Origin of the sequence: Micromonospora sp. WMMA1923, assembly GCF_049179195.1 — a bacterium.
Lineage (GTDB): Bacteria > Actinomycetota > Actinomycetes > Mycobacteriales > Micromonosporaceae > Micromonospora > Micromonospora yangpuensis.
Genome location: NZ_JBMHLZ010000001.1, coordinates 2,534,742 through 2,558,985, shown reverse-complemented (window position 1 = coordinate 2,558,985; position 24,244 = coordinate 2,534,742). Strand labels below are relative to the sequence as shown.

Here is a 24,244-nt window from a genome sequence, read left to right as displayed (position 1 = left end):
GCCCGTCATGAACTTTGTCATAGACATGGGGTGTTCCGGGGGATTTCCCGGCCGCCGGTGTCGGCTCGAGGAGGTACAGCTGATGGATGTTCGTGACTACTTGCACGCGGTTCGCCGCCACTGGTGGATCGTGCTGGTCACGGTCATGGTGGCGCTGGGCCTCACCACCCTGGTCACGCTGCGCGCACAACCCCGGTACGCCGCCTCGGTGACCTTCTTCGTCACCACCCCCAACCAGGGCGTCAGCGAGGCGTACCAGGGCAGCATCTTCATGCAGCAGCGGGTCAAGTCCTACGTCGACCTGTTGCAGAGCGACCGGTTGGCGGCCAGCGTGGTGGAGCGCCAGCCGCTGGGCCTGACGGCCGAGGGGGTGCGCAGCCGGATCGCGGCGCAGACCGTCCCCGACACGGTGCTGCTGCGGGCCACGGTGACCGACACCGACGCGACCCGGGCGCTGCGGCTGACCGAGGCGGTGGCGGCGGGCTTCGTCGAACTGATCAAGCAGGTGGAGACCCCACCGGAGGGGCGCACCGCCCCGATCAAGGTCGAGGTGATCGGCGGCCCCCGGGTCGGCTCCACCCCGGTCTCCCCGCAACCGCTGCGCAACTACGGACTCGGCACGCTGGGCGGGCTGCTCGCCGGGGTCGCGCTGGCGGTGCTGCGGACCAAACTCGACACCCGGCTGCGCGACGCCATCAGCCTGCAACGCGCCACCGGTAGCCCGCTGTTGGGCGAGATCCCCTTCGACGGCACCGCCCGGACCGATCCGTTGATCGTCGGCGAGGCCGCCAACTCCCCCCGCGCCGAGGCGATCCGGAAGCTGCGTACCAACCTGCGCTTCGTCGACGTGCACGAACCCGCCCGGGTCATCGCGGTGACCAGCGCCCTGCAGGGCGAGGGCAAGACCACCATCAGCTGCAACCTGGCGATCGCCCTGGCCGAGGCCGGCTGGCGGGTCGCGCTGGTCGACGCCGACCTGCGTCGCCCCAAGGTCGCCGAATACCTGAACCTGGAGTCCAGCGTCGGGCTCACCGACGTGCTCGTCGGTGACGTGCAGGTCGGCGACGTGGTGCAGCGCTGGGGTGACAAGTCGCTGCTGGTGCTGCCCAGCGGGTCGACCCCGCCGAACCCCAGTGAGCTGCTCGGGTCCAAGGCGATGGCGGACCTGTTGGTGGTGCTGAGGGAGTCCGCCGACATCGTGATCATCGACACCGCGCCGCTGAGCAGCGTCACCGACGGAGTGGTGGTCGCCGTCCAGGCCGACGGCGCCCTGCTGGTCAGCCAGCACGGTCGCACCGACCGGGGCCAGGTCAGTGCGGCGGCGCACGCCCTGCAGTCGGTCTCCGTGCGGCTGCTCGGCTGCGTGCTCAACCAGGCGAAGCTGGGCAAGGCCGACGCGTACCGGTACGAGAGCTACCGGATCGAGGTGCCCGCCGCCCGGTCGGCCCCGTCCGGCCAGCACGGCGCGTTCCTCGGGCCGGACCGGGTCGCCGATCCGACCCAGGAGCTCACCCGGCTGCCTCGATGAGCGCCGCGACCGGCAGCACGCACCGCTCTATCACGCGCGCACACTGGCGGAAATCCGCGAGCGGGCCGCCGAGCGGGTCGGCCAGGTCGTCGTCGGCGGGAGCGGCCGGCTGCAGCCGCCCCCGCGCCTGGGCGGCGGCGCGTACCGCCGCCCGTAGCGGCTGGCCGGTGGCGGCCTCCGGTCGCGGCGCCAGCTCGGCCAGCCGGGCGAACTGGCGCAGCGTGAACACCCGGTGCAGCGCCGCGGGCGCCAGCGCGACGCAGGCCGAGCGTTGGTTGCGGGTGGCGGTCAGCACCAGCGCCGCCTCCAGGAGCTGCCCGGGGGCGACCCGGCGGCTGCGGAAGTCCGCCGGCACCGCACCGGTGCCGGCGGCGACCTCGGCGGCGTACGGATGCATCGGCCGGCCCTCGACGGCGTGGGTGCCGGCGCTGGCCACCGCGACCGGCAGCTTGGCAAGCAGGTCGGCGGCGAGGTACTCGGCCATCGGCGAGCGGCACAGGTTGGCGTGGCACACGAACAGGATCCGGTCGACCATCGGGGCCCCTCTCCACGGTGCGGTCGAACGAGGCGTCGTCGACCGGTCGGCGTGGCTCGGCGGCCTCCGGTCGGTCGGTGAGGGGATGCCGGCATCGTATGCGCCGGCGCGCCGGGAGCCGGGCCCCGCCGCGCCGGGAAGGAGAGCGGACCGGTGAGAATCGGGATGCTGTCGTACCACTTTCCGCCGGAGCCGGCCTTCCTGGCGGGCAGCCTGGCCGAGGAGCTGGCCGCGCGCGGACACCAGGTACGGGTGTTGACCGGCTTCCCCGACTACCCCGGCGGGCACGTCTACCCGGGCTGGCGGCAGCGGTGGCACCACGAGACGCACAGTCAGGGGCTGACCGTCCGTCGGGTGCCCCGGCTCACCGGTGACGGCACGACCCGGGGCCCGCTGGTGAGCCACCTCTCCTTCGCCGCCAGCGCGGCGGGGGTCGCCCGACGGTTCCTGCGGGGCGTCGACGCGTTGTACGTCTGCCAGCATCCGGCGGGCGTGTTCGCCACCGCCGCGGTCCGCCGGGTACTGGGCGCGGTGCCGACCGTGCTGCACGTACAGGGGCTCTGGCCGGGGGCGTGGGCCGCCGACACCCCGGGGCGTTGGGCGGACCGGCTCGCCACGGCCACCCGGGGGGCGTACCGGTCGGCGGACCGGGTCGTGGTGGGCACGTCGGCCATGCGGGACCTGGTGGTCGCCGACGGTGCTCGCGAGGACCGGGTCCGGGTGGTGCTCAGCTGGACCGACGAGCGTCTGTTCCGGCCGGTCAGCGCGAGCCCGGAGGTCCGCCGGCTGGTCGGTGGGGATGGTCGCTGTGTGGTGCTGCACGCCGGCACCATCGGCGCCGGGCAGCGTCTGGAGACCGCGATACGGGCGGCGGTGCCGCTGGAGCGGACCATGGAGCTGGTCCTGGTCGGCTCGGGGGAGCGGGAACAACGGGTCCGGGAGTTCGCCGCCGAGGTGGGGGCGCGCAACGTACGGTTCGTGCCCCGCCGGCCGGCGCTGGAGATGCCCGAGTGGTACGCCGCCGCCGACTACCAGCTCGTGGCGACCCGTGATCTGCCCGAGCTGTCCGGCACCGTACCGACGAAGCTGCCGGCAGCGTTGGCCTGTGCCGCGCCGGTCGTGGTCTCCGCCGGTGGCGACACGGCCGAGTTCGTCGAGTCCGCCCGGGCCGGGCTGTCCTGCCCGCCGGAGGACTGGGCGGCGTTGGCCGACCGGTTCTGGCTGGCCGCCGCGATCCCGGCCAGCGCCCGTCTGGAGATGGGGCGGCGGGGTCGGGACGCCTATCTGCGGCAGATGTCGCTGCGGGCCGGGGTGGACCGCGTCGAGCGCCTGCTGCACGAGGTCGCCACCGAGTCAATGGAGAAAAGCTCTCAACTGCAACATTAGTCACCGATGTAACTGATAATCACGTACCGGACATGTTATGAAGTAGCGGACTGACTGACTACTTTTTGCATGCTTTTCGGATCGGAGGGTGACGGTGGTGCGGTGGACGACCCCGAGGCCACGCCTGTCCCGGCGTCGCCGGCGGATCCGGCGTCGCCGGGCGCTGCTCGCCACTCTGGTCGCGTGCTGCCTGCTGGTGGTGTCCGTCGGCTGGGTGGGCCTGCGTGGTTGGCAAGCCCGCGCCCACCTGCTCAACGCCGCCGAACTCGCCCAGGAACTCAGCGCCCAGCTGACCCAGGGCGACACCGACCGGGCCCAACGGACCCTCTCGGCCCTGCAGGAACAGGCCCGCCAGGCCCGCGCCGCGACCGCGGGTCCGACCTGGTCGATCGCCGGGTGGCTGCCGTACGTCGGCGACGACCTGGACACGGTCGGGCAGATCGCGGCGGTGATCGACGACCTGTCCCGGCACGCGTTCCCGTCGCTGCTGCGGGTGGACCTCACCGCGCTACTGCCCCGGGGCGGGAAACTCGACCTCTCCGCGCTCAAAGCGGTCGCCGGTCCGCTGACCGCCGGGGACGAGGCGGTACAGCGGAACCGGGCCAGGTTGGCGGGTCTGTCCACCGACGGTCTGCTGCCCCAGGTCGGTGCCGCGCTGACCGCGCTACGGCAGGAGACGGACCGGTTGTCGCAGCTGACCGCGACGGCCAGCCAGGGCGCCCGGGTGCTGCCCGCCCTGCTGGGCGCCGACGGGCCGCGGTCCTATCTGCTGGTCTCCCAGAACCTGGCCGAGGTCCGGGCCACCGGCGGCATGCTGGGGGCGTACGCGTTGATCCGGGCCGACGACGGCCGGGTACGCATCGTCTCCCAGGGCAGTTCCTCGGCGACCCTGCTGCGGTTCGACCCACCTGTCGACCTGCTCAGCACCGAGATGCGGCACCTGTACACCGACCTGCCCGGGGTCTTCCCGGGCGACGTGAACCTCACCCCACACTTCCCGACGGCGGCGAAGCTCTACCGGGAGATGGTCCGGCGGCGGACCGGTACCACTGTCGACGGGGTGCTGGCGGTGGATCCGGTCGCGCTGTCGTACCTGCTGGCGGCCACCGGACCGGTCACCGTGCCGGACGGCCCGAAACTGACCGCGCAGACCGCGGTCCGCACCCTGCTCTCCGACGCCTACCTGCGCCTCGACACCGTCGAGCAGGACGAGTTCTTCTCGGCCGCGGCGTCGGCGGTGTTCAACAGCCTGCTGGCGCGCCAGGTAAGCCTTCCGGGTGTTTTGTCGGCATTGAGCCGTTCCGTACATGAACGCCGGATATTGTTTTGGAGTGCCAGGGCAGCGGAGCAGCAGATCCTGACCACCAGCCGGGTGGCCGGGACGTTGCCGGAGCAGGAGAAGGAGCCGACCGTCGGTGTCTTCCTCAACGACGGCACGGGCGCGAAGCTCAGCTACTACCTCACGCAGACGGCGAACCTGACGGTCGGCGCGTGCCGTCCCGACGGTAGGCGTTCGCTTCGGCTGCGGCTCACCCTGCACTCGTCGGTACCGCGCGACGGACTCACCTCCTCGGTGCTCGGGCCGGCGAAACACGTCCCGCCGTACACCGTCCGCACGCTGGTCAACGTCTTCAGTCCAGCAGGCGGCACGGTGCTGGGCGGACGGCTCGACGGGACCGAGGTGGCGCTCGGCAGCGGCACCGAACGGGGACGGCACGTCGTCGTCGCCAACGTAGAGCTGGGCCCGGGAAAGTCCCGGACCCTCGAGGTCGACCTGCTGACCGCGGTGGACACCACCGTCGGCACGGCGCACCTCTGGCACACACCCACCGCCACCCCGTGGACCACCCAGATAGATACCGCACCAGCCTGTCACTAGTAGGAGGGAACCATCATGCGGCTAACCCGCATCATCATGGCGCTCACGGTCGGTCTGGCCGTGGTGGCCGCACCGGCCGTGGCGGCCGCGGCAGCGCCGCAGCCGACACCGTCACAGAGCGTCTCGCCCACGGACTACCCGCCCCAGCCACCGGCCCTGACGGTGACCCCGACCACCACCACCGTCGGTAACACCGTCACCCTCACCGGTGCCGGGTTCCTGCCCGGCGAGACCGTGGTCATCAGCGTCACGGTCAACCCGGTGCTGCCGTCGATCACCGTGGTGGCCGACGCCAACGGCCGGTTCTCGGTGCCCTACACCCCCACCATCGAGGGCACGTACACCTTCACCGCGGTGGGTCAGACCTCCGGTCGGACCGCGTCGACCACCCTGCGGGTGCTGCCCCGACCGCAGCCCTCGCCCAGCCACACCTGGCCGCCGCACCACGGTGGCAAGCCGCCGCACAAGGGTGGCTGGCTGCCGGTGACCGGCGACAACGTCGGCACCCCGGTGAAGGTCGGTGGTGGCCTGGTCGGCGCGGGAGCCGTCCTGATGCTGCTGACCCTGGCCTGGCGCCGGCGCAGCCGCTTCGGCTCGGCGGGTGACTGACCTCCCCCGGTGAGGCCGGGCAGGGCCCGGAACACCGCCGACGGCGTCCACCACGGCATGTGGTGGACGCCGTCGGCGTGCCGCTCTCCGCCGGCTACCGCCCGCTGTCACCCGACGCTGACGGGTGTGCGCGTGCGACCCGGATGTCCAGCAGGGCGGCGACCAGGGCCACCGCGATGATGCCGGTGGCCAACAGCAGCGCGTGGCGGAAGGCGGTGGTCCAGTCACCGGTGGCGGCGAGGTTGCCGAACAGGACCGTACCGACCGCGGCGATGCCGGTGGCCGAGCCGATCCGTTGTCCGGTCTGGAGCATGCCCGCGCCGCTGCCGGCCTGGGGCACCGGCACCCGGGCCAGGGTGAGCGTCTGGTTCGGCGAGATCACCAGCCCGCTGCCGAGCCCGGCGACCAGCAGCGGCGCGGCGAGTACCAGCGGCACGGGCGCGTCGGGTGCGAGCCGGGACAACCCGAGCACGGCGCCCAGCCCGAGCACCACCACGACCAGACCGACGGCGACAAGTGGCCGGCCGCGCCGGTTGACGATCCGGCCACCGAGGGCGGAGGTGACCGCCGAACCCAGCGCGAACGGGGTGATCGCCAGGCCGGCGACCAGGGCGCTGTAGCCCAGCCCGTTCTGCAGGTAGAGGGTGAAGATGAAGAAGACCGCGGTGAAGCCGCCGAAGTAGGCCAGGGCGATCAACGCGCCCAGCAGGTACGACCGGATCCGCAGCAGACGCAGGTCGAACAGGGGGCTGCGGGTTCGGGCATAGTGACGTTCCCAGAACCCGAAGGCGACCAGGGTCGCCAGCCCGAGCGGCACCAGTAGCCACTTCGCCGGACTCTGCCACTGCTCGCGCTGCACCAGGGGCAGCAGCAGCGCGACGACACCGAGTCCGAGCAGCCCGACCCCGACCGGATCCAGTCCCCGCCCCTCGGGCCGGCCGGCTGGCCGGCCCGGGACGAGCCGCCAACCGAGCAGGACCGCGACCACCCCCACCGGCACGTTGACGAAGAAGACCCAACGCCAGCCCTGCTGCTCCCCGCCGAGAGCGATGAGCATGCCTCCCAGCAGCGGACCCACCGCGGTGGACACCCCGATGGTGGCCCCGAGCAGACCGAACGGGCGGGCCCGTTCCGGCCCCCGGAACAGCTCCTGGATCATTCCCGTGACCTGGGGGTTCACCACCCCGGCGGCGGCGCCCTGCAGCAGCCGGGCGGCCACCAGCCACTCGGGGGAGCGGGCCAGGCCGGCCAGCGCGCTGGTCACGGTGAACAGCGCGACCCCGCAGACGAAGGCACCGCGGCGGCCCCGCAGGTCGCCGAAGCGTCCGGCGGGGACCAGGACCAGACCGAAGGTCAGCGCGTACCCCGACAGCACCCACTGCAGGTCGCTCGTGGTGGCACCGAGCGCGCGGTCGATCGACGGCACGGCGACGTTGACGATGCTGACGTCGAGCAGGGTCATGAACGCCGCGACCAGGCCGACGCCGAGCGCCTGCCACCGTCGCCGGTCGGCCCCGTCGGGCCGGGTACCGGTGCCGGTCACGCCAGCTGACGGGCACACCACCGGGGGCCGAAGTCCAGGCCGGCCAGCGGGGAGTCCTCCCGGTGCAGCAGGTTGCGCTCGGTGAGCTGGCGCAGGGGCGCGTGGACCTGCTCCTCGGTCAGCCCCGCCTCCTCGGCGATCAGCTCGGGGTAGGGCACCTGGCCGCGCGTCTCCAGCGTGGCCACCGCCTCGTAGACGAGCAGTTCGAGGTCTGACAACTGCACCTGCGGCATGGCCCCGCCTCCTTCGACTCCGAGCCGCCCGGGCAGCACCGGCGGCACGCGCCGCGCGGGTACCCGGTGTCGTGCCGAAGATGCCCGCCGGCGGCAAGCCGCCCGGTAGACACCTAGCATCCTAGGACGCCGTACAGGTGGTGACCCCACCCACCAGTCACGCCCAGAACCGCAACAGCAGAAACCGGAAGAACCTATCGAGGCCAGTCGCCCAGCCGGCGGCGTAGCCGCCGCACCTGGGCCTCGTCCAGTCCGTACCGGGCGAACCGGCGATCGGGGAGCCGGTCGAGGTACCGCCCGGCGGCCCGGACGTCCTCGTCGTCCAGGCCCGGGTCGAGCTGTCGGGCCAGCCGGAGCAGCTCACCCACGGGGTAGTGGTCCAGGGCGGCGGCGACGTCGATGAAGTCGCGTACCTCCCGGCGGTTGACCAGGGCGGCGGTCTTGTTCGCGACCAGGTCGTGGACGTCCATCACCGGCCCGAGATCCATCACCACCGGGCTGCGGTGCCGGTCGAGCCGGGCCAGGCTCAACCGGATCCGTCGCCCGTCCCGGCTGACCAGGAAGTCCTTCATGTCCTGCGCGAAGCCGTCGAACAGGTCGGCCAGGTCGCTGTCCGGGTCGGCGTCGACGACCTGGAAGCCGGCCCGGTGCAGGGCGGTGCGGACCTCGGTGGCGGCGGCCAGCGCCGCTCCCGGTACGTCGGCGAACAGGTCGACGTCCTCGGTGGGGCGGGTGACCAGGCCGTGTGCCGCCCAGGCCACGCCACCGCCGAGGACGAAGCGGTGCGGGCCGGCGGCGGTCAGGGCCACCCGGGCCACCTCGCGGTAGAAATCGTGCGGGTGACTGGCGGTCACGTGGTGCGCAGGGTCCGGTGCCGGCTCTCCCACGCCTGGCGTACGCCGCGGGGGAGGTTGAGGGCGCGCCACCGGCGACGCAGCACCCCGCCGTTGATCAACTCGCGGAGGTCGCCGGCGCGGGTGCTCTCCCGCAGGACGTTCTCGTACATCCAGAGCAGCTGGTCGGGGTCGGTGAGGTCGAAGGTGCGGTCGGCGTGCCACATCAGGCGGACCGGCAGCTCGACCAGGCCGTGGGTGGGGCCGGTGAGCTCGGCGAGGGTCCGGGTCACGACGGCGGGGCGGCCGGGGCGGGCCAGGTGGGCCACGCCGGCCGCGACGGGTACGACGCCCTGCATGCTGTCAGGGTAGCGCCGCAGGTGGGATGCGCGGGTGGCCTGTCGGTCAGCGCGGTGGCGGGGGTGGTCCGGGGCGGCCCCGTCGTCGGTCCCGGGCGGTGTGGCAGACGGCCGAGGCGAGCAGGAACCACCAGAGCAGTCCGATCGGCAGCAGGGTCGTCGTAGTGCGCCCGGGTGTGCCGGTCAGGGGTGTGGTGAGCAGTAGCAGGGCGCTGCCCAGCGTGCCGGCGGTGACGGTGGTGCGCCAGGGGCGGGGCAGCCGGCGGGCGGTGGGCAGGCCCAGGGCGGTGGTGGCCAGGGCGGTGGCGCTCAGGAGCAGGGCCGGGGTCAGTACCGACATGGTGGCGGGGTTGCCGTCCTGGCAGGTGGCAAACCAGGTTGGGTCGGTGTGCTCGCGTACTGGTGTCCGGTGACCTATGGTCGGAGGGGTCGGCCGGTGGCAGAGGGGGTGACGTCGTGGGGTTTCGGACGTTCATCTCGGGCTGGCCGGTCTACCGGCAGCTGACCGGTACGGATCCGCTGGGGCGGGGTGCGGCGGCGCAGTCGCCGCGGTCGGCGGCGTTGACTGCCCGTACCGAGGCCGCCGAGGGGGTGGCGCGGTCGGTCTGTCCGTACTGTGCGGTGGGGTGTGGGCAGCGGGTGTTCCACTCCGAGGGGCGGGTCACCCAGATCGAGGGTGATCCGGACAGTCCGATCTCGCGGGGGCGGCTCTGTCCGAAGGGCGCGGCGAGTCGGAGTCTGGTGACGAGTCCGTTGCGGGTGACGAAGGTTCGTTACCGGCGGCCGTACGGCACCGAGTGGGAGGATCTGGAGCTCGACGTCGCCTTGGACATGATCGCTGATCGGGTGTTGGCGGCCCGGGCGCAGACCTGGGAGGACGCTGACGCGCAGGGGCGGCCGTTGAACCGTACGTTGGGTGTGGCCAGCCTGGGTGGGGCGACGCTGGACAACGAGGAGAACTACCTCATCAAGAAGTTGTTCACCGCGTTGGGGGCGTTGCAGATCGAGAATCAGGCGCGTATTTGACACTCCGCCACCGTCCCCGGTCTGGGGGCTTCCTTCGGTCGCGGCGGTGCGACGGATTTTCAGCAGGATCTGGTCAACGCTGACGTCATCGTCATTCAGGGTTCCAACATGGCTGAGGCCCATCCGGTGGGTTTCCAGTGGGTGATGGAGGCCAAGAAGCGCGGTGCGACGGTTTTTCACGTGGATCCGCGGTTCACCCGGACGAGTGCGTTGGCTGATGAGTTCGTGCCGATCCGGGCGGGTACGGATATCGCGTTGTTGGGTGGGGTGGTGCGGTACATCCTGGACAACGAGTTGGATTTCCGGGAGTACGTGTTGGCCTACACCAACGCGTCGGCGATCGTGAGTGAGTCGTTCGTGGACGCGGAGGACAACGACGGCATCTTCTCGGGGTTCGATCCGGAGACGTTGAGTTATGTGCAGGACAGTTGGCAGTACGCGGGGCAGGAGTCGGCCTCGGGTAGTGGGCACACGGCCAAGGAGCGGGATTCGGCGGCGGGGTTGGAGCACGAGTCGCATGGTGCGGAGGTGTCGGGGGAGCGGTTGCGGGATGACACGTTGCAGCATCCGCGGTGTGTGTACCAGATCCTGAAGCGGCATTTCGCGCGGTACACGCCGGAGATGGTGGAGCGGGTCTGTGGTGTTCCGCAGGAGATGTTCCTGCGGTTGGCGCGGGCGTGGGCGGAGAACTCGGGTCGGGAGCGGACCGGGGCGTTGGTGTATTCGGTGGGGTGGACGCAGCACAGTGTCGGGGTGCAGTACATCCGGACCGGGGCGATCATTCAGACGTTGTTGGGCAACATGGGTCGGCCGGGTGGTGGGATTCTGGCGTTGCGGGGGCACGCCAGTATTCAGGGGTCGACGGACATTCCGACGTTGTTCAATCTGTTGCCGGGGTATCTTCCGATGCCGCATGCGGCGGATCATCGGACTTTCGACGACTGGGTGGGCAGCATCGTCCGTCCGGGGCAGAGGGGTTTCTGGGGTAACGCGCGGGCGTACGCGGCGAGTTTGTTGAAGGCGTACTGGGGGGACGCGGCGACGCCGGAGAACGATTTCGGGTATGGCTGGTTGCCGCGGATGACCGGTGATCACGGCACGTACCAGCAGGTGTTGAACATGATCGACGGGAAGGTGAAGGGGTACTTCCTGTTGGGGCAGAATCCGGCGGTGGGTTCGGCGCACGGGCGGGCGCAGCGGCTGGGGATGGCGAATCTGGACTGGCTGGTGGTGCGGGATCTGTTCGAGATCGAGAGTGCCAGTTTCTGGCGGGATTCGCCGGAGGTGGCCACCGGGGAGATCGTGCCGGCGGAGTGTCGTACCGAGGTGTTTCTGTTGCCGGCGGCCTCGCACGTGGAGAAGGAGGGCACGTTCACCCAGACGCAGCGGTTGGTGCAGTGGCGGGAGAAGGCGGTGGATCCGCCGGGTGACTGTCGGTCGGAGTTGTGGTTCTTCTTCCATCTGGGGCGGGTGCTGCGGGAGAAGTTGGCGGCCTCGACGTTGCCGAGGGATCGGGCGTTGTTGGATCTGGCGTGGGACTATCCGACGCATGGGCCGTACGCGGAGCCGAGCGCGGAGGCGGTGTTGCGGGAGATCAACGGTTTCGATGTGGTGTCGGGTCGGCCGTTGTCGTCGTTCGCGGAGGCGCGGGACGACGGGTCGACGGCGGTGGGGTGTTGGATCTACTGCGGGGTTTTCGCCGACGGGGTGAATCAGGCGGCGCGTCGTCGGCCGGGCCGGGAGCAGGACTGGGTGGCTGCGGAGTGGGGTTGGGCGTGGCCGGCGAATCGGCGGATGTTGTACAACCGGGCGTCGGCTGATCCGCAGGGGCGGCCGTGGAGTGAGCGTAAGCGGTATGTGTGGTGGGACGCCGGGCGTGGGGAGTGGACGGGGTACGACGTGCCGGATTTCGAGCGGACGAAGCCGCCGTCGTACCGGCCGCCGGTGGGGGCGTCGGGGGTGGCGGGTATCGCTGGTGACGATCCGTTCGTGATGCAGGGTGACGGGAAGGCGTGGTTGTTCGCGCCGAGTGGGGTGTTGGACGGGCCGTTGCCGACGCACTACGAGCCGGCGGAGTCGCCGTTGCGTAATCCGTTGTACGGCCAGCAGGCGAATCCGACGCGGAAGGTGTACGACCATCCGGTGAATCCGATGAATCCGAGTCCGCCGCAGCCGCATGCCGGGGTGTTTCCGTTCGTGTTCACGGTGAGTCGGCTGACGGAGCATCACACGGCGGGTGGGATGAGTCGGACGGTGGCGCCGTTGGCGGAGTTGCAGCCGGAGATGTTCGTGGAGGTGTCGCCGGAGGTGGCGGGGTTGGTGGGGTTGGCGCATCTGGGGTGGGCGCATCTGGTCAGTGCGCGGTCGGTGATCGAGGCGCGGGTGTTGGTGACGGAGCGGTTGCGGCCGTTGCGGGTGGATGGTCGGGTGATCCATCAGGTGTGGTTGCCGTATCACTTCGGGTCGGCGGGGTTGGTGACGGGTGATTCGGCGAATGATCTGTTCGGGATCACGTTGGATCCGAACGTGTTGATCCAGGAGAGCAAGGTCGGTACGTGTGATGTGCGGCCGGGGCGGCGGCCGAGGGGGCCTGGGTTGCGGGATCTGGTGGTGGACTACCAGCGTCGGGCGGGGTTGGTGCCGCCGGGGGTGCCGCCGGTTCTGACGACCGGGCCGGGGTGGGTCGAGACGTCCCGGTCGGCGGATGAGAGTGACCGGGGTGGTCGTGGGTCGGTGGCGGGGGAGGGTGGGCGGGATGGTTGAGGTTGCCGGTGGGCGGGATCCGGCGGGGGAGGCGGGTTGGTCCGGTGCCGCGCCCCGGATGGGGTTCTTCACCGATACGAGTGTCTGTATCGGGTGTAAGGCGTGTGAGGTGGCGTGCAAGGAGTGGAATGACGTGCCGGGGTCGGGGTTCGACCTGCTGGGCATGTCGTATGACAACACGGGGGCGTTGACGGCGGATTCGTGGCGGCATGTGGCGTTCGTGGAGCAGCCGGCGGTTGCGGGGTCGGCGTCGGTGGCCTCGGGTGGGGCGCAGTTTGTGGGGATGCCGGGTTCGGGGCCGCCGGGGCGGGAGTCCGGGGTGGCGGGGCGGACGGATTTCCGCTGGTTGATGATGTCGGATGTCTGTAAGCACTGCACGGATGCGGCGTGTCTGGATGTGTGTCCGACGGGGGCGTTGTTCCGGACGGAGTTCGGGTCGGTGGTGGTGCAGGAGGACATCTGCAACGGGTGTGGGTACTGCGTGTCGGCGTGTCCGTACGGGGTGATCGATCGGCGGGCGGGTGATGGGCGGGCGTGGAAGTGCACGTTGTGTTATGACCGGTTGGGTGCGGGGTTGACGCCGGCGTGTGCGCAGGCGTGTCCGACGGAGTCGATCCAGTACGGGCCGTTGGAGGAGTTGCGTCAGCGGGCGGCGGAGCGGGTGTCGGTGTTGCGCGGGCGGGGGGTGCCGCAGGCCCGGTTGTACGGTCATGATCCGGCGGATGGTGTGGGTGGTGACGGTGCGTTCTTCCTGTTGTTGGATGAGCCGGAGGTGTACGGGTTGCCGCCGGATCCGCGGGTGACGACGCGGGATCTGCCGGCGATGTGGCGGCGGGCGGGGTGGGCGGGGTTGGCGATGGTGGCGGCGGCGGTGGCCGCGTTTGTCGGGGGGTCGTCGTGACGGTGTCGGGTGGGGCGGGTCGGCGGCGGCGTTCCGGTGGTGGTGGGGAGGCGTTGGCGGTGCCGGCGGCGGAGTTCACCTCGTACTACGGGCGGCCGGTGTTGAAGCCGCCGGTGTGGACGTGGGAGATCGCGGCGTATCTGTTCACGGGTGGGTTGGCGGCCGGGTCGTCGGTGTTGGCGGCGGGTGCGCAGGTGACGGGTCGGCCGGCGTTGCGTCGGGTGGGGCGGGTGGCGGCGTTGGCGGGGGTGGTGGCCAGTGGGGTGTTGCTGGTGGCGGATCTGGGGCGGCCGGCGCGGTTCCATCACATGTTGCGGGTGGTGAAGCCGACGTCGCCGATGTCGGTGGGGACGTGGATCCTGAGTGTGTTCGGTCCGGCGGCGGGGGTGGCGGCGGTGGCCGAGGTGGTGCCCTGGTTGCCGGATCGGGGGGTGTCCGGGGTGGGGCGTCGGGTGGTGCCGCCGGTGGGGCATGCCGCGGGGTGGGTGGCGGCGGTGACGGCGCCGGCGTTGGCGACGTACACGGGGGTGTTGTTGGCGGACACGGCGGTGCCGTCGTGGCATGAGGCGTATCCGGAGTTGCCGGTGATTTTCGCTGGTAGCGCGTTGGCCAGTGGCGCGGGGGTGGGGTTGGTGGCGGCGCCGTCGGGTGAGAGTGGTCCGGCGCGGCGGATGGCGGTGGCCGGGGCGGCGTTGGAGTTGGTGGGTGCGCATCGGGTGGAGACCCGGTTGGGTTTGCTCAGTGAGCCGTACCGGTCGGGGGTGGCGGGCCGGTTGTTGCGGGCCGCCAGGGTGTTGACGGTGCTGGGTGCGGTGGGTGCGGTGGCTGGTCGGCGTAGCCGGGTGGTGTCGGTGGTGTCGGGGGTGGCGTTGTTGGCGGCGTCGGTGGCGACCCGGTTCGGGGTGTTCCACGCGGGGGTGGTGTCGGCGCGGGATCCGCGGTACACGGTGGTGCCGCAGCGGCAGCGGTTGGCGCGGCGGGTGGCGGGGGCCGGTTCGGGTTCCTGAGCGGCGGGCCGGGTCGGGTTGTGGTTCACTGCTGCGTGGAGGCGTTCAGGCGGCTGGTGCCCCTCCCGGTCTTCAACACCGGTGTGGTCCGGGATCCGGGCCAGGCGGGTTCGATTCCCGTCCGTCTCCGTCAGCTGGTGATTCGGGGGTGCTGTCGCGGTGGGTGATGTGCGCCGTCGGGTGCCGCGTACCGACGTGTTGTTGGTGGAGCCGCGGTTGGCCGCGGCGGTGGCGGTGGTGGGTCGGGAGCGGGTCAAGCAGGCGATCGGGCGGGCGCAGCAGCGGGCCCGGCGGGGTGAGATCGACCCGGGTGCGGTGGTGGAGGCGGCGGTGGCGGAGCTGCCGGCGGGGCCGCGGGCGGTGTTGAACGCCACGGGTGTGGTGGTGCACACGAATCTGGGTCGGGCGCCGTTGTCGGCTGCGGCGGTGGAGGCGGTGGTGGCTGCGGCCGGGTACACCGATGTGGAGTTCGATCTGGTCGCGGGTGGGCGGGCGCGGCGGGGTCGGGACGCGGTGGCGGCGTTGGCGGCGGCGGTGCCGGCGGCGGGTGCGGTGCATGTGGTGAACAACGGGGCGGCGGCGTTGGTGTTGGCGGCGACGGTGTTGGCCTCGGGTGGTGAGATCGTGGTGAGCCGGGGTGAGCTGGTGGAGATCGGTGACGGGTTCCGGTTGCCGGATCTGCTGGTCAGCACGGGTGCCCGGTTGCGTGAGGTGGGGACCACCAATCGGACGACGTTGGCCGATTATGCGGCTGCGGTGGGTGCGGGGACGGGTTTCGTGTTGAAGGTGCATCCGTCGAATTTCGTGGTGTCGGGGTTCACCGGGCAGGTGTCGGTGCGGGAGTTGGCCTCGTTGGGTGTGCCGGTGGTGGTGGACATCGGTTCGGGGTTGTTGGCCCCTGACGCGTTGTTGCCTGACGAGCCGGATGCGGCCAGTGTCCTGGCTGCGGGGGCGACGTTGGTGACCGCCAGTGGGGACAAGTTGTTGGGTGGGCCGCAGGCCGGGTTGTTGTTGGGTGCGGTGGAGGTGGTCCAGCGGTTGCGGCGGCATCCGTTGGCGCGGGCGTTGCGGGTGGACAAGTTGACGTTGGCGGCGTTGGCGGCGACGGTGGGTGCGCCGGTGACGCCGGTGTCGGCGGCGTTGCACGCCGATGTGGGTGTGTTGCGGCGGCGGTCGCAGGGGTTGTGTGCCGGTTTGGTGGCGGCGGGTCGGCCGGCTGAGGTGGTGGCGAGTGTGGCGGTGGTCGGTGGTGGTGGGGCGCCGGGGGTACGGCTGGAGTCGTGGGCGGTGAGTGTGCCGGAGCAGGTGGCGGGGCCGTTGCGGACCGGGTCGCCGCCGGTGGTGGGTCGGGTGTCGCGGGGGCGGTTGTTGGTGGATCTGCGGTGTGTGCCGGTGGAGGCCGACCGGGTGGTCCTCGACGCGGTGTTGCGGGCCTGGCCGGCGGGTTGACATGTGGGTGGTGGCCACCGCCGGTCATGTCGATCACGGGAAGTCGACGTTGGTGCGGGCGTTGACGGGGATGGAGCCGGACCGGTGGGCTGAGGAGCGTCGCCGGGGGATGACCATCGACCTGGGGTTCGCGTGGACGACGCTGCCTGGTGGGGCGACGGTGGCGTTCGTGGATGTGCCGGGGCATGAGCGGTTCGTGCCGAACATGCTGGCCGGGGTGGGGCCGGTGCCGGCGGTGCTGGTGGTGGTGGCCGCTGACGAGGGGTGGATGCCGCAGTCGGCGGAGCATCTGGCGGCGTTGGACGCGCTGGGGGTGTCGGCGGGGCTGCTGGTGGTGACGCGTGCCGATCTGGCCGATCCTCGGATGGCGTTGACGCGGGCCCGGGAGGAGCTTGCCGGTACGTCGTTGGCGGGTGTGGAGGCGGTGGCGGTCAGCGCGGTGACCGGCGCGGGGCTGCCACGGTTGCGGGAGGCGTTGGGGCGGTTGGTGGCCGGCATGGCGCCGCCGGTGGTCGATGCGCCGGTGCGCCTGTGGGTGGATCGGTCGTTCACGGTGCGGGGGGCGGGCACGGTGGTCACCGGCACCCTTGCCGCGGGTCGGCTGCGGGTGGACGACGTCCTGGAGGTGACGGGGCTGGGCGCGCCGGTGCGGGTGCGGGGGTTGCAGTCGTTGGGGGTGGCGCGGTCGGAGGTGTCGGCGGTGGCGCGGGTGGCGGTGAACCTGCGTGGGGTTCCCCGGGAGCGGGTGGGTCGGGGGGATGCGTTGTTGAGTCCGGGCCGGTTCGCCTTGAGCTCGGTGTGGGATGTGCGTCTCAGCGGTGTGCCGGTGGCGCAGTTGCCGGCGACGGCGATGGTGCACGTCGGGTCGGCGCAGGTGGCGGTGCGGTTGCGGCCGTTGGGTGTGGACACGGTGCGGCTGCGGTTGGATCGGCCGTTGCCGGTGCTGGTGGGGGACCGGGCGTTGTTGCGGGATCCGGGTCGGCGGTGTGTGGTCGCCGGGGTGCGGGTGTTGGACACCGATCCGCCGGTGTTGCGTCGTCGGGGTGCGGCGGCGGCCCGGGCGGTGGTGTTGGCCGATGTGGACGGGGTTGCGGATCTGGTGGGGGAGGTGCGGCGGCGTCGTCTGGTGCGGGCGGGGGACCTGCGCCGGATGGGGGTGTCGACGGCGGGTGCGGTGCCGGTGGCCGGTGACTGGTTGGCCGACGTCGACTACTGGGCGCGGTGTCGGGTGGCGTTGGCGGTGGAGGTCGAGCGGTACGGGCGGGAGCGGCCGTTGGAGCCGGGGCCGCCGGTGGAGGTGCTGCGGCGGCGTCTGGGGTTGCCGGAGCGGGTGTTGGTGGTGGCGTTGGTGCGGGCGCCGTTGCGGGTGGTCGACGGTCGGGTGGTGGCCGAGGGTGCCGGTGGGTTGCCGGTGCCGGTGGCGCGGGCGGTGGACCGGTTGCGGGTGGAGTTCGCCGGGTGTCGGTTCCGGGCGCCGGAGGCCGACCGGTTGGCCGGGTGGGGGTTGGGGCCGCGGGAGGTGGCCGCGGCGGTGCGGGCCGGGGTGTTGCTGCGGTTGCCGGGCAACGTGGTGTTGTTGCCGGGGGTGCCGCAGGAGGCGGCGCGGGTGTTGGCGGGTCTGCCGCAGCCGTTCACGGTCGGTGCGGCGCGGCGGGCGTTGGACACCACCCGTCGGGTGGCGGTGCCGTTGTTGGAGTTGTTGGATGCCACGGGGGTGACCCGTCGGCATGCCGACGACAGTCGGTCGGTGGTGGGTTGAGGTTCGCCGGCGGGGGTCTGCGGTGGTGGTTAGGGTCAGGTGGTGGACCCTTCGGCGGTCTGGCGGGACCGTAACCACCGGTGGCGGATCGAGGCGTACCGGGTGCCGGATCTGCGGTTCGCGGTGGTGGCGACCAACGGTACGACCGAGTCGGCGCCGTTGTGGTTGTTCGGGATGCCGGCGTTGGCGCGGTGGTTGATGACCCATGCGATCTCGTTGGACGATCTGGAGGTCGACTGACGGGTTTCCCCCGTCCGGAGGACACCTCTGCCGAATCGGACAGAAGTGGCAGGTGAAGTCGTATCGTCGGGTGGGTGAATGACCGGGGGTGGCGTACCTTCTTCGCGGTGCTCGCCGGGCTCGCGGTGATCTACTTCGGTACCACCGGGCGGGGGCCGGACGAGCCGGCCGGGGTCTCCGGTGGGCTGATCGTGTTGGCGCTGCTCGCGGCGTTGCTGGTGTGGTATCTGACCCGGCCGGGTAACGCCGCCTAGGCGGTCACCTGGCGGCTGATGTCGGTGGCGGCCTTCTCGTCGAGGGTGACGCGGACCAGGGCGCTGGCGAGGCGGCCGAGGTCGGCGGGTGCGACCAGGTGGGCCAGCTGTGGCGCGGAGGTGGGCAGGCCCAGCCGGCGGGCACCGGCGAGGGCCCGGCGGTCCAGGAAGGGCCGCAGGTCCGGCCAGACGCTCTGGGCCTCGCGGAGGAAGATGTCGGCGCCGGTGGGTCCGATGCCGGGGAATTCGGTGAGCGCGCGGCGCAGCGCCGTGCGGTCGGCGCCGGTGTCGGCGTGTAGCCGCCGCAGGTCGCCGTGCCAGCGCTGCTGGCAGTGTGTGGCGGCGGTGCCGAGCATGGTGGCGGTGCGTTCGTCGTAGCGGCGGTAGTGGGCCGCCCCGAGGGCGTCGACGCGGTCGGACCAGCTCGCCGCGGCCATGGCGTGCGGGGTGCGGTAGCCGGCGGCGAACAGGTGCCGGGCGGCGCTGACCGCCAGGGATGCCCGGATGCGGGTGCTGAGCAGGGTGGTGAGCACCAGTAGCTGGTACAGCGGGGTGGGCCGGTCGGTGAGGGTGATGCCGGCGTCGTCGGCGAAGGTGCGGCCGTGGCGGTCCAGCAGGGCCCGGGCGGTGCGGTGCGGGTCGGTCATGTCCGGTGGGTACCCGCCGGGGCGGCCGCGATGCCGGTGTCCGCGGCGGGTATCCCGTGTCGGTGGTGCTCAGCGGCGTGGGCCGGTACGGCAGGTCACTTGGGGTCGCCGGCTTCCCGTTCGCCCTTGGGGCCGTAGGTGCGGTCGCCGCGGACCACGCCGCGTTGGCCGCGGTCCTCGCGCAGCACCTGGTTGGCCACGTCGTTGGCCTCGCTGTCGGTGGCGCGTCCGGAGTTCTCGACGGCGGTACGCAGCCGCGCGCGTTGTTTGTCGTAGGCGTTGCTGCCTGGTCGTGGTCCCGCCATGGTGGGCCTCCCCGTGGGTGGTGTGCGTGTGCCGCGGTGGGTCTACCCGGCGGGGGCGCACCCATGCCCGGGTGTGGTGGGCGCGGGTCAGTGCGGGGCGCGGACCACGGCGACCGGGCAGGCGCTGTGGTGTAGTACCGCCTGGCTGACCGAGCCGAGCAGCAGCCCGCCGAGCGCGCCGTGGCCGTGGCCGCCGACGACCAGCAGTTGCGCCTGCCGGGAGGCGTCGAGCAGGGCGGTGCGGGTGCGGGCGGGCACCGGGTGGCGGTGGACGGTCAGGTCGGGCAGGCGGTGGGTGAGGTCGGCGACGGCGTCGGCGACGATCTGGTCGTGGATCTGGCGTAGTCGTTGCTTGTCGTAGACGACCGGTTGCATGTCGCCGGGGGAGGTGGCGGTGGGATGCCGGTAGGCGTGCAGCGCGACGAGGTCGGTGCCGCGCAGGGTGGCCTCCTGGGCGGCGAAGTCGACGGCGGCGGCGGAGACCGGTGAGCCGTCGACGCCGACGACGACGGGTCCGTGGGGGTGGTCGGCGCCCCGGGCGATGAGCACCGGGCCGGGGGCGTAGGTGGTGACCTGGACGGCGACGGAGCCGACGAGCAGGGCCCCGAAGCCGCCGAGACCCCGGTCGCCGAGCACGATCATCGCCGCGGTGGGGGCTTCGCCGAGCAGGACCGCCGAGGCCTCACCGTCGATGATCTCCCCGGTGACGGGCAGGTCCGGTATGGTGCGTCGGGCGGTGTCGACGGCCTCGGTGACCAGCTGTTCGGCCTGGGGGCGCAGTGCGCTGCCGGATGGGCCACCGGTGGGCAGGTGCAGCCTCGGCCAGATGAAGGCGTGTACCACCCGCAGTGGCCGTTGGTGGCGGTGGGCCTGGGTGGCGGCCAGGCCGACGGCCCGCAGTGCCTGCGGTGAGCCGTCCACGCCGACGACCACCGCCGCGTTGTGTGCCGAGTTCACCGGTCACCTCCTGCCCACCTGGGTTCCGGGGGTCAGTATCGCCGTCGCCGTGGTGTCGCCGGGCCGATACCGGGGCACCGGTGCCTCCTGGGGTGTCGGGTGGCCGGCCGGCGACGCCCGGACGGAGACGGCCAGTGCCGGCGGCGGTCGGTGGGCCACCGTCCGTATGATGCTTGCCCTACGGCAAGAACATGTGCGGAGGACGACCATGCCGGATGCGCCCGCAGGGGTGTCGCGTGCGCTGCGGGCGGCGCCGCCCGACCAGTTGGCCGAGGCCGCCGACGCCGCGATCCGTCTGGCGTTGGCGGCCTGCCGCACCGACGTGTTCATCGCCGACTACCAGATCAGCGGCCTGTGGCCGGTGCTGGGCGGGCCGTTGACCGATGCCGGCCAGCAGCTGGCCCAGCGGTGTTTCAGCAGCCAACAGCCGGTGTTGGACACCGGTGAGGACGGCCGGTGCCGGGTGTTCGTGCCGTTGTCGGTGTGGGGGGAGCGCCTCGGTGCGCTGCTGGTGGAGCTGCCCCGGGTGCCGGGGGCCGACACCGTCGAGCAGCTCGGTGACGTCGCCGGTGAGCTGGCGGTGGCGTTACGCGCGGCGGACCGGGAGACCGACCGGTACCGGCGGGTACGGCGCCGCGAGCGGTTGAGCATGGCCGCGGAGATGCAGTGGGACCTGCTGCCGGGGCGCAGCGTCGACCAGCCGGGGTTTCTGTTGGCCGGCCAGTTGGAGCCGGCGTACACCGTCGGCGGTGACCACTTCGACTGGTCCCTGGACGGTGACCGGTTGACGGTCACGGTGCTCAACGGGGCGGGCAGTGGCCTGCCGTCGGCGTTGTTGACGGCGGTGACGGTCAACGCGATGCGCAATGCCCGACGGTCCGGGGGTGCGCTGGTCGAGCAGGCCGAGTTGGCCTCGGACACGATCTTCTACCAGCACCGGGGTGGCCGGCACGTGGCGACGCTGCTGTTGGAGGTCGACGTGCGCGCCGGGCGGGTGCGGGCGGTCGACGCCGGTTCCCCGCACGTGCTGCGGCTACGCGGCGGTGCCGTGACGGCGATCACCCTGGAGCAGCAGCTGCCGCTGGGCATGTTCGCCGAGACCCGCTACGACGTGCAGGAGTTCGACCTGGTCGCCGGGGACCGGCTGTTCGTCGTCTCCGACGGTGTCTACGCCGCGTCACCGGGCGGGGCGGAGCCGTACGGGCAGCGGGCCATGGCGCGGGCGATGCGGGCCACGCGGCTGCAGCCGGCGACCGAGGCGGTTGGTACGGTGATGCGGGAGCTGCACGCCTACCATGCCGATGCGGATCTGCGTGACGACGCGGTCGTGGTCTGCCTCGACTGGCACGGCACGCACGACCAGGCCGGCTGATGCGGGCGGTAGTCGAGTTGTCGGTCGAGAACGAGCGGGACGATCGCAGGGGACACCGGGTGGAGCGACCTCCGAACCTTGCCGTGGCGATCGAGGCGGCAGCCGAGGCGTTGGTCGGTGTGCTGGAGTCGGCGGTGACCCGGCACGACCTGACCGTCTCACCGACGCAGCTGCGGGTGTTGGCGTTGATCAGCACCCGGCCGGAGTTGAACGTCAACCGCCTGGCGGAGCTGCTCGACGTGGTGCCGTCCTCGGCCAGTCGGCTCTGTGACCGGTTGGAGGCCACCGGGCTGGTGCGGCGGGTGGCCGATCCCCGGGACCGCCGCGAGGTCCGGTTGGTGCCCACCGCGGCGGCCGAGACGTTGTTGGGTGAGGTCAAACAGCGGCGGCACCGGGCGGTGCAGGCGGTGTTGGACCGGATGCCGGGGCGGGCCCAGCACGAGCTGCTGCTGGCGTTGCTGGCCTTCGGTCAGGCCGTCGAGGTGCCCGCGGCCGCGCCGGAGAACACCGCCCGCACGGCCTGACCTTCGCTGTTGAGTGCTGTCACCCGCGGTGACCGTCACCGTCACCGGCCGGGGGGTGCGACAACGCCCGTTATAGTGGCAGCGCAAGTCACCGGCCCGCGATCGACCGATCGTGGGCCGCATTCAGGCGCAGGTGCCGCCCGGGGCCGGCAGGCACGGTGGGCGCGGCGTCACGCACGTGCGATCGCGTGTCCGCTGTCCGCGGGCGAGGCGCGCACGCCCGCGGGGGGAGGCACGGTGTCGCGTTGGCCCGCTCGGGCGGAGCATCGACCGACCGCCGAATCCGGGCAGCTGGGCCCGGCGGGTCGGGTGTTGACCGTGCCCAATGTGATCAGTTTCGTACGGCTGCTCGGGGTGCCCCTGTTCCTGTACCTCTTCCTGGTCGTCGAGGCGGATGTGGCCGCGATCGTGGTGTTGGCCGTGGGCGGCACCACCGACTGGGTGGACGGCTGGGCGGCGCGGCGGCTGGGTCAGGTCAGCCGGCTGGGGGAGTTGCTCGACCCGTTCGCCGACCGGCTGTACATCCTGGCCACCCTGCTGGCGTTCACCGTGCGGGAGGTGGTGCCGTGGCAGTTCACCGTGGCGCTGCTGGCCCGGGAGCTGCTGCTGTTGGGGTCGCTGACGGTGCTGCGTCGCCACGGGTACGGTCCGCCGCCGGTGCACTACGTGGGTAAGTCCGCCACGTTCCTGCTGCTCGCGGCGTTTCCGCTGTTGCTGCTGGCCGCGGCGGTGCCGGGCACGGCCACCGTGGCGGCGGCGGCCGGTTGGTCGCTTGCCTGGTGGGGGCTGGTGCTGTATTGGGTGGCCGGGGCGTTGTACGTGGTGCAGGCGGGGCGTCTGGTGCGGGCCCGGTCGGCGGGCCGGTCGTGACCGGGCCGGCCGGTGAGGACCGGGAACCCGCCACCGAACGCGTGTACGTGCCGGATTTCCTGACCGAGTTGTTCCGTAACCCGCTGGATCCGGGTTACGCCGAGGCGGCGGCCCGGCCGCGGCCCACCGGCGGTGTCGGCTGGTCGGCGCGGCTGGTCAGCGTGGTGGTGCTGGTGGCGTTGGGGTTCCTGTTCGCGGTGGCCTACCGCCAGACCGTGGCCGAGGAGCCGGGGCGCAGCCAGGCCCGGGCCGGGTTGGTGGAGCAGATCAACCAGCGGCAGCAGCAGTCCGACGAGTTGACCACGCGTGCCGACGAGTTGCGCGACGAGGTCACCCGGCTGCGGGGGTTGGCGTTGAGCGGCTCCGACGCGGCGCGGCTGCGGGAGCTGGAGGCGGGCACCGGGGTGGGCCGGGTACGCGGTGACGGGGTGGTGGTCCGGTTGGCCGACCCGCCGGAGAACCCGAACGCCGTCACCGGCGGCGACGGCGCCAACGGTCCGGACCGGGTGATCTACAGCGACCTGCAGCGGGTCGCCAACGGCCTGTGGGGGGTGGGCGCCGAGGCGGTGGCGATCAACGGTCAGCGGTTGACGGCCACCTCGACGATCCGGTCGGCCGGTGACGCGATCCTGGTGGACTTCCGGCCGGTGACGGGGCCCTACGAGGTGTCGGCGATCGGCGGGCGGGACCTGCGGCAGCGTTTCGAGGACAGCACCACGGCGGCGTTGATGCGCCGGGTGGCCGACACCACGGGCATCTCGTTCGGGGTGCGCACGGCGCGGGAGCTGACCCTGCCGGCCGCCGCCGAGCCGCGGCTACGCTACGCCCGTCCGCCGGTGAGTCCGGGTCCGTCGCCGACGGCGGCGGATGAGCGAACCAGTCCTGAGTCGTCCGATGCGCGGACGTCTCCCAGCCCCAGTGGAGGTGGCCGGTGATCGCGGTGTTGGCGTTGCTCGCCGGTGTGGTGCTCGGGGTGTATCTCGATCCCACCGTTCCGTCGGCGTTGCAGCCGTATCTGCCGATCGCCGTGGTCGCGGCGTTGGACGCGGTGTTCGGTGGGGTCCGGGCGAAACTGGACCGGATCTTCGACGACAAGCAGTTCGTGATCTCGTTCATCTCCAACGTGCTGGTCGCGGGACTGATCGTGTACCTGGGTGACCAGTTGGGGGTGGGTGGGCAGTTGTCCACCGGTGTGGTGGTCGTGCTGGGGGTGCGGATCTTCGGCAACGTGGCGGCGATCCGCCGGCACCTGTTCCGGGCGTAGG

The 24,244-nt window shown here is 72.0% G+C and carries 25 protein-coding genes and 1 tRNA gene; 17 read left to right on the top strand and 9 right to left on the bottom strand.

The features are described from left to right. The first annotated feature begins 82 nt into the window (after window positions 1–82). Window positions 83–1,528: a polysaccharide biosynthesis tyrosine autokinase gene (locus tag ACN28G_RS11475; RefSeq protein ID WP_091438551.1), complete on the top strand. Its 1,446-nt coding sequence runs from the start codon at window positions 83–85 to the stop codon at window positions 1,526–1,528. On the opposite strand, the gene ACN28G_RS11470 is transcribed toward ACN28G_RS11475, so the two are convergent. After that, on the bottom strand, window positions 1,509–2,063 hold the full coding sequence (locus ACN28G_RS11470) for a low molecular weight phosphatase family protein (RefSeq protein ID WP_421479086.1): 555 nt from the start codon (window positions 2,061–2,063) through the stop codon (window positions 1,509–1,511). The genes ACN28G_RS11475 and ACN28G_RS11470 overlap by 20 nt on opposite strands. 153 nt (window positions 2,064–2,216) lie before the next feature. On the opposite strand from ACN28G_RS11470, the gene ACN28G_RS11465 reads away from it, so the two are divergent. The 3 genes from ACN28G_RS11465 (at window position 2,217) to ACN28G_RS11455 (ending at window position 5,937) form a co-directional block, all read left to right on the top strand. Continuing rightward, window positions 2,217–3,449 (top strand): glycosyltransferase family 4 protein, encoded by a 1,233-nt coding sequence (locus ACN28G_RS11465; RefSeq protein ID WP_091438544.1) that lies wholly within the window; start codon window positions 2,217–2,219, stop codon window positions 3,447–3,449. A 97-nt stretch (window positions 3,450–3,546) separates the two neighbouring features. Next, window positions 3,547–5,328, top strand: a complete 1,782-nt coding sequence (locus ACN28G_RS11460) for a DUF4012 domain-containing protein (protein ID WP_229688350.1) — start codon at window positions 3,547–3,549, stop codon at window positions 5,326–5,328. A gap of 15 nt (window positions 5,329–5,343) precedes the next feature. After that, entirely contained in the window at window positions 5,344–5,937 is a 594-nt protein-coding gene (locus ACN28G_RS11455; RefSeq protein ID WP_091438538.1) for a hypothetical protein, read from the top strand. Between the two features lie 94 nt (window positions 5,938–6,031). On the opposite strand, the gene ACN28G_RS11450 is transcribed toward ACN28G_RS11455, so the two are convergent. The 5 genes from ACN28G_RS11450 to ACN28G_RS11430 form a co-directional block, all read right to left on the bottom strand. Then, entirely contained in the window at window positions 6,032–7,480 is a 1,449-nt protein-coding gene (locus ACN28G_RS11450) for an MFS transporter (protein WP_229688351.1), read from the bottom strand. Then, entirely contained in the window at window positions 7,477–7,713 is a 237-nt protein-coding gene (locus ACN28G_RS11445) for a hypothetical protein (protein WP_091438535.1), read from the bottom strand. Before ACN28G_RS11445 ends, ACN28G_RS11450 begins: the two co-directional genes overlap by 4 nt. A gap of 194 nt (window positions 7,714–7,907) precedes the next feature. Continuing rightward, window positions 7,908–8,567 (bottom strand): nucleotidyl transferase AbiEii/AbiGii toxin family protein, encoded by a 660-nt coding sequence (locus ACN28G_RS11440; RefSeq protein ID WP_421479085.1) that lies wholly within the window; start codon window positions 8,565–8,567, stop codon window positions 7,908–7,910. Further along, the gene (locus tag ACN28G_RS11435; RefSeq protein WP_421479084.1) at window positions 8,564–8,905 is read right to left on the bottom strand and encodes a hypothetical protein; all 342 of its coding nucleotides are present in this window, start codon (window positions 8,903–8,905) and stop codon (window positions 8,564–8,566) included. The genes ACN28G_RS11440 and ACN28G_RS11435 overlap by 4 nt, the downstream gene beginning before the upstream one ends. Before the next feature lie 46 nt (window positions 8,906–8,951). After that, the gene (locus tag ACN28G_RS11430; protein WP_421479083.1) at window positions 8,952–9,245 is read right to left on the bottom strand and encodes a hypothetical protein; all 294 of its coding nucleotides are present in this window, start codon (window positions 9,243–9,245) and stop codon (window positions 8,952–8,954) included. A 116-nt stretch (window positions 9,246–9,361) separates the two neighbouring features. Here ACN28G_RS11430 and fdh point away from each other — a divergent pair, with 116 nt between their 5' ends. The 8 genes from fdh to ACN28G_RS11390 all read left to right on the top strand — a co-directional run bounded on the left by fdh (window position 9,362) and on the right by ACN28G_RS11390 (window position 18,304). Beyond that, window positions 9,362–12,694, top strand: a complete 3,333-nt coding sequence (gene fdh / locus ACN28G_RS11425) for a formate dehydrogenase (protein WP_421479082.1) — start codon at window positions 9,362–9,364, stop codon at window positions 12,692–12,694. Continuing rightward, window positions 12,687–13,595 carry a 4Fe-4S dicluster domain-containing protein gene (locus tag ACN28G_RS11420; protein ID WP_091446492.1) on the top strand — a complete coding sequence of 303 codons (909 nt, stop codon included), beginning with the start codon at window positions 12,687–12,689 and terminating at the stop codon, window positions 13,593–13,595. Before fdh ends, ACN28G_RS11420 begins: the two co-directional genes overlap by 8 nt. Window positions 13,596–13,597: 2 nt before the next feature. Beyond that, window positions 13,598–14,602, top strand: a complete 1,005-nt coding sequence (nrfD, locus tag ACN28G_RS11415; protein WP_421480891.1) for an NrfD/PsrC family molybdoenzyme membrane anchor subunit — start codon at window positions 13,598–13,600, stop codon at window positions 14,600–14,602. Between the two features lie 37 nt (window positions 14,603–14,639). After that, a tRNA-Sec gene (locus ACN28G_RS11410) sits at window positions 14,640–14,732 on the top strand. A 29-nt stretch (window positions 14,733–14,761) separates the two neighbouring features. After that, window positions 14,762–16,051, top strand: a complete 1,290-nt coding sequence (gene selA, locus ACN28G_RS11405) for an L-seryl-tRNA(Sec) selenium transferase (protein WP_421479081.1) — start codon at window positions 14,762–14,764, stop codon at window positions 16,049–16,051. 1 nt (window position 16,052) lies between these two features. Then, window positions 16,053–17,810, top strand: coding sequence for a selenocysteine-specific translation elongation factor (gene selB / locus ACN28G_RS11400; protein WP_421479080.1), 1,758 nt, complete (start codon window positions 16,053–16,055; stop codon window positions 17,808–17,810). A 42-nt stretch (window positions 17,811–17,852) separates the two neighbouring features. Continuing rightward, a complete protein-coding gene (locus tag ACN28G_RS11395) occupies window positions 17,853–18,050 on the top strand; it encodes a hypothetical protein (protein ID WP_091446491.1) in 198 nt (65 codons plus the stop codon). A 74-nt stretch (window positions 18,051–18,124) separates the two neighbouring features. Next, on the top strand, window positions 18,125–18,304 hold the full coding sequence (locus tag ACN28G_RS11390; protein WP_091438481.1) for a hypothetical protein: 180 nt from the start codon (window positions 18,125–18,127) through the stop codon (window positions 18,302–18,304). On the opposite strand, the gene ACN28G_RS11385 is transcribed toward ACN28G_RS11390, so the two are convergent. From ACN28G_RS11385 to ACN28G_RS11375, 3 genes are all read right to left on the bottom strand, one after another. Then, a complete protein-coding gene (locus ACN28G_RS11385; protein WP_421479079.1) occupies window positions 18,301–18,951 on the bottom strand; it encodes a hypothetical protein in 651 nt (216 codons plus the stop codon). The genes ACN28G_RS11390 and ACN28G_RS11385 overlap by 4 nt on opposite strands. A 95-nt stretch (window positions 18,952–19,046) precedes the next feature. Then, entirely contained in the window at window positions 19,047–19,256 is a 210-nt protein-coding gene (locus ACN28G_RS11380; protein WP_421479078.1) for a phosphatidylethanolamine-binding protein, read from the bottom strand. 87 nt (window positions 19,257–19,343) lie between these two features. Continuing rightward, window positions 19,344–20,213 carry a universal stress protein gene (locus ACN28G_RS11375; RefSeq protein ID WP_091438470.1) on the bottom strand — a complete coding sequence of 290 codons (870 nt, stop codon included), beginning with the start codon at window positions 20,211–20,213 and terminating at the stop codon, window positions 19,344–19,346. Window positions 20,214–20,421: 208 nt separating this feature from the next. Here ACN28G_RS11375 and ACN28G_RS11370 point away from each other — a divergent pair, with 208 nt between their 5' ends. The 5 genes from ACN28G_RS11370 to ACN28G_RS11350 all read left to right on the top strand — a co-directional run bounded on the left by ACN28G_RS11370 (window position 20,422) and on the right by ACN28G_RS11350 (window position 24,243). After that, complete coding sequence (locus tag ACN28G_RS11370) at window positions 20,422–21,585, top strand: PP2C family protein-serine/threonine phosphatase (RefSeq protein WP_091438466.1); 1,164 nt, start codon at window positions 20,422–20,424, stop codon at window positions 21,583–21,585. 59 nt (window positions 21,586–21,644) lie between these two features. Then, on the top strand, window positions 21,645–22,109 hold the full coding sequence (locus ACN28G_RS11365) for a MarR family transcriptional regulator (RefSeq protein WP_091446489.1): 465 nt from the start codon (window positions 21,645–21,647) through the stop codon (window positions 22,107–22,109). Between the two features lie 291 nt (window positions 22,110–22,400). Further along, entirely contained in the window at window positions 22,401–22,979 is a 579-nt protein-coding gene (locus tag ACN28G_RS11360) for a CDP-alcohol phosphatidyltransferase family protein (protein WP_229688376.1), read from the top strand. Continuing rightward, window positions 22,976–23,914, top strand: coding sequence for a DUF881 domain-containing protein (locus tag ACN28G_RS11355; RefSeq protein WP_091438461.1), 939 nt, complete (start codon window positions 22,976–22,978; stop codon window positions 23,912–23,914). Before ACN28G_RS11360 ends, ACN28G_RS11355 begins: the two co-directional genes overlap by 4 nt. Continuing rightward, window positions 23,911–24,243 (top strand): small basic family protein, encoded by a 333-nt coding sequence (locus ACN28G_RS11350; RefSeq protein ID WP_091438458.1) that lies wholly within the window; start codon window positions 23,911–23,913, stop codon window positions 24,241–24,243. Before ACN28G_RS11355 ends, ACN28G_RS11350 begins: the two co-directional genes overlap by 4 nt. The last annotated feature ends 1 nt before the right edge of the window (window position 24,244 follow it).